The organism is Psychroflexus aestuariivivens (assembly GCF_004010055.1).
GTDB classification, from domain to species: Bacteria; Bacteroidota; Bacteroidia; order Flavobacteriales; family Flavobacteriaceae; genus Psychroflexus; species Psychroflexus aestuariivivens.
Genome location: NZ_RQVT01000033.1, coordinates 1 through 4340, shown reverse-complemented (window position 1 = coordinate 4340; position 4340 = coordinate 1). Strand labels below are relative to the sequence as shown.

The 4340-nt window shown below is 31.3% G+C and carries 4 protein-coding genes; all 4 read right to left on the bottom strand.

Annotated elements, in window-relative coordinates:
• Nucleotides 1-188: 188 nt before the first annotated feature.
• The 4 genes from dcm to EIG86_RS06190 are packed head-to-tail and all read right to left on the bottom strand — an operon-like array spanning nt 189 to nt 4096.
• Nucleotides 189-1328 carry a DNA cytosine methyltransferase gene (gene dcm / locus EIG86_RS06205; protein WP_127845300.1) on the bottom strand — a complete coding sequence of 380 codons (1140 nt, stop codon included), beginning with the start codon at nt 1326-1328 and terminating at the stop codon, nt 189-191.
• Complete coding sequence (locus EIG86_RS06200) at nt 1298-2734, bottom strand: protein NO VEIN domain-containing protein (protein ID WP_127845299.1); 1437 nt, start codon at nt 2732-2734, stop codon at nt 1298-1300. The genes dcm and EIG86_RS06200 overlap by 31 nt, the downstream gene beginning before the upstream one ends.
• Complete coding sequence (locus EIG86_RS06195) at nt 2731-3771, bottom strand: DNA cytosine methyltransferase (RefSeq protein WP_127845298.1); 1041 nt, start codon at nt 3769-3771, stop codon at nt 2731-2733. The genes EIG86_RS06200 and EIG86_RS06195 overlap by 4 nt, the downstream gene beginning before the upstream one ends.
• Nucleotides 3764-4096 (bottom strand): helix-turn-helix domain-containing protein, encoded by a 333-nt coding sequence (locus EIG86_RS06190; RefSeq protein WP_127845297.1) that lies wholly within the window; start codon nt 4094-4096, stop codon nt 3764-3766. The genes EIG86_RS06195 and EIG86_RS06190 overlap by 8 nt, the downstream gene beginning before the upstream one ends.
• Nucleotides 4097-4340 lie beyond the last annotated feature (244 nt).

The window sequence follows — 4340 nt, the reverse complement described above, 5'->3', positions numbered from 1 at the left end:
CAGATTTTCTAATCAAAAAATGGCTTTTTAAAAGCGAAAACTATCAAAAAATAGAAATTTGTAAATGCTGTACAACGGTCCGCGCATAACATAAGTGGCGACTTAAAATGCGCAAACTTTTCGGTTAAACTTTAAGTTTCTAAAAATACACAAAACTCTCGTTTCAGCACCAAATCTCGCCATTTTTGTTATGCGCTGTTGTACACTGGCTTTTTTTCTTCAGCTTGTTTTTCAGCGTTGGCAAAGACATACTCTTTTGCAATTTTTGATTTAGTGTTGGCTGGTGCGAATTGCAAATGTGTATGGCTTTTAGCGTTGGCTTTTTCAGCAATTTTTTCCTTTTTCAGAAGATTGCTTAACGAATTAGAAATATGCCACATTAATACTGGCGGTACAGCGTTTCCAATTGCTCGATACTGTCGATTATCTGAAACACAATCTAAAATAAATTCTTCTGGAAAAGATTGAATATTTGAAGCTTCTCTTGGTGTAAATCTCCTGTATCTACCTTTTATTTTTAGAACTGGGTCTGTGCTATTTAAACTAACTTTTGCTAAATGTGAACTAATAGTATTACAAGGTTGTTCAGGGTCTTGGTCACGTCCTTTGTTCATTTTCTCTCTAACTCGCATCATTCCTTGTACAGCTCTTTCGCTAAAAAACCATTTCTCGTCTTTATTTGCTTTTAAGTCAATTACTTCTTTTAATTTAACTTTCGAACCATTCAGCGTTGTTGGTTTTGGAAATTCGAAATAAACGTAGTCTTTATAGTTTTTAAATCCAATTATAAAAACACGCTCTCGTTTTTGAGGTATTCCGTATTCAGATGCATTAAATAATTGATGTTTGATGTAGTATCCTGCTTTTTCAAATTCCTTTACAATCATTGGGAAAGCTTTTTTCTTGTTTGCAGAAAGTAATCCTTTGACATTTTCTGCAATGAAAAATCTTGGTTGCTTTACTTTAAGAATATTAACCATTTCAAAGAACAGTTTTCCACGGTCATCTTTATATCCAAGTCGTGGTGGATTTTGAGCACTTATTGAAAAAGATTGACAAGGAAAACCTCCTAAAAGAATGTCGTGTTCTGGAAGCTTTTCAATTTCCAAATCTCTGATATCTTTAGTTTCACATTGATGCTTAAAATTACTGTTGTATATTTTAGTTGCATATGGGTCATTATCCACCGCATAAACAACTTCAAAAGGTAAAGAGTTATAAGTTTTGTTCAGAAACTTAAAGTTTCCTTCTATGCCTAAATCCATACCTCCACAACCACTAAATAACGATATTGCTTTTAGTTTTGTATTTCTAATAATGTTTGCCATTGTCCTGCGTTTTGAAAAAATTCAACAACTAAATTCTTGTCTACTTTTAAATTACCTTGTTTATATTGTTCAACTGGATTTTGAATAATAAAAACATTTTTTCCGCTATCATTTGCAACTAAATAATAAATGAAATAATTATTACCTATCGTGTCTGCGGTGTCCCATTCATTAGGTGTAAGTTTAAATCTATTGTTTTTTAATGCCTTCCGTGATTTAGTTGTCTTGACTTCAATATATCTTTTCCTTTTTTCTATTTCAACACTTTGAATATCATAACCAACTCCTAAAGGTGTCGGGATTTTATTTATTAAATGTTGCCTTTTTGTTTCCTTTGTTCTTAAATACTCGTGAGCAAGTATTAAGCTTTCTCCATAATCTCCAATTATTTTTGTAGGTACTGTTTTATCTCCTTTAATTCGAGAATAATATTCTTGAATAATACTTGAAATACTTTCGGATTCAGATGCACTCAATGAAGGTGCAAAAGCTTCTATATTATCAAAGCTATTAACATAAGAGAACCAATCCTGTTCTAAATCAGCTATTTCGGGATTAGTGATTTCTTCCTTGTTATAGAATTTATCATAACCCGAATACCATTCGGAATTTTTTAAATGATAATTAATAGCATCTTTATTTTCATCGTTCAAGTAATAATAATAGCCTGTTCCTTTGTCATTTAATAGATTGGCTAAAACCATATAATCTAAAATATCTCCTGCGTATCTGTGTAAATCTCCTTTTGAAGGATATTTACCTGTATTAGGATTTTTTAGTTGTTCATATTTATGATTGTATGATACCTTTTCAGCTCTATGTTTTAGTATCATTTCGGCAACATCTCTTGGATGCCTTCCATCTCTTGTTACCCTTAAATCAAAATATGCACATTGGGTTAATTCTTCTGCAGTAAAACTGAATGGTTTTCCAATTAATTTTTCTCCCTCAATTAAAAGTTGTAAAATGAAATTGCAAGGTTTAAAGTTTACACCTGCATCAATTTGTTTAATTACATTTTGAGATTTTATATGTCCTCCTGGATATTGAAATGAAAACAAAAAATAGTTGAAAAACTCATCTAAATATTGATTATTTGACAATCTAATTGCACTTAAACTAGGTCTTGTTAAACCATCTCTTTCTTGAATAAATGCAAATAAAGCAGATATTTCAGTTCTCCAATTGTCTATTGTTTTTTGAGTTGAAGAAGCATTATTTTTAAAGCCAAATAGAACTTGGTTGAGGCTTTCCTTGAACTCCTGTTTAGGTAGTACTTCCATTTCAGAAATAGAAGTTGAAACATATAATAGTACTTCTTCAACATCATTTTTAAAACGAGGTCTTACGTGATGAAGTCTAAAGAAATATTCATCAGGAATTTGATATGATTTAACTAAACTCATAAGTAATTTTCGATTGTTTCTGCTAAAACCTTTGCCAAAATGGGTGGTACTGCATTTCCAACCTGTTTATATTGACTGGTTTTACTGGATTTGAATATAAAATCGTCAGGAAATGATTGTATTCTTGCACTTTCTCTTACTGTTGGAACTCGATTAAACTCATAGTGAAAATGATGTCTATGACCTGTGTCGATTGTAAAACTCGGTTTTTGGCTGTTAAGTCTTGTCCAAGCAATATTGACCTTTCTTGTTTCGTGTAGTTCTTTTGGCAAACTTTTATAATTACCTCCATCTGGAACCATTGCAATTATTTCAACTGTTTTTTCTTTATGCTCGGTAATTTGATGATTGAAAATAAACTTATTTCCATTTCGCATTTGTTTTTGAAATGGACTTTTATGCTTATTTATATAAGGTGTTCCATCATTAATTGTATGTTCGGTCAAATCTGAAATAGCTTCTTCCGAAGTTACTTTATTATTTGGTGTTGTTGGAATTGGAAACTTAAATTCTGAACCACTTTTTAAACCTATAAAAAAAGCTCTTTTTCTATTTTGAGGAACTCCATAATCGGATGCCAACATTACTTTATGTGATACTTTATATCCAAGATTTCCAAAATCAGTTATTATTTGACTTTTAATTGCTCCTTTTCCCATAGACATAATGTTAGGTACATTTTCCATTAGAAAAGCTTTAGGTTTAAAATGTTCTACGAAATTTACAAATGTTTTGTAGAGTTGATTTCTTTCATCTTCTATTATTCTTTTTCCCGCAATTGAGAAACCTTGACAAGGTGGACCGCCAATTATTACGTCCACTTCATCAATATTTTCATTTTCTGAAACAGTAAGTGGATTCAGTTCAAGTAAATCAGCAACAATCCCTTTAGAATCTTTATGATTAAAGTTAAATGTTTCTATGGCATCTTTCCACTTATCTATACCTAATGATATTTTATATCCTGCATCAATAAAACCTTGTGATAATCCTCCACAGCCACAAAATAGGTCTATAACGGTATTTTTTTTACTCATTCTCAAAATTTAATTTTCCTTGTTTGGTATTAGTGTTTCTTAAATAGTTAGCTGTGTCTTCTGCAACACTAAAAATTGATTCAGAACATTTGTATTTAAAAGCTTCTCGTGCAAATTTGTCAGCAAAAAACAAATCAGTTACGTTTTGCAAGTCGAGATTAAACAACTTTGATAACGATATGAGTTTTGACTTACTAAATTTTTGAGTTCCGTTTTCAATTCTACTGATTGCACTCGAATTTATTCCGATTTTAGCTCCAAATTCAGTTTGAGTCCATTCTCTTTTTTCCCTTTCGGTTTTTATGAAATGTCCAAAACTTGCCATTTTTACGATTTTATCAATTTAGGATTTGACCTATTTTTAGCAAATCTAATACAAATTTGCGAATTTTACATCAAGTCAGTGAATTATTTTTTTGGTGGCGGTGGGGAAGTGAAAGCTCTTTTTATTTTGTGAGGTACGAGCAAAATGAAATGTGCTTGAACGTGCGGTTGGTTTTTTTAGCTTGTGTACAACGTTCAGTGTATATTTCAGTGGCGACCAAATAAGCACGAACCTTATTTTTCAG

Coding starts and splice junctions, on each gene's coding strand:
- EIG86_RS06190 (WP_127845297.1), bottom strand. CDS start 4,096: ATGGCAAGTTTTGGACATTTCATAAAAACCGAAAGGGAAAAAAGAGAA.
- EIG86_RS06195 (WP_127845298.1), bottom strand. CDS start 3,771: ATGAGTAAAAAAAATACCGTTATAGACCTATTTTGTGGCTGTGGAGGA.
- EIG86_RS06200 (WP_127845299.1), bottom strand. CDS start 2,734: ATGAGTTTAGTTAAATCATATCAAATTCCTGATGAATATTTCTTTAGA.
- dcm (WP_127845300.1), bottom strand. CDS start 1,328: ATGGCAAACATTATTAGAAATACAAAACTAAAAGCAATATCGTTATTT.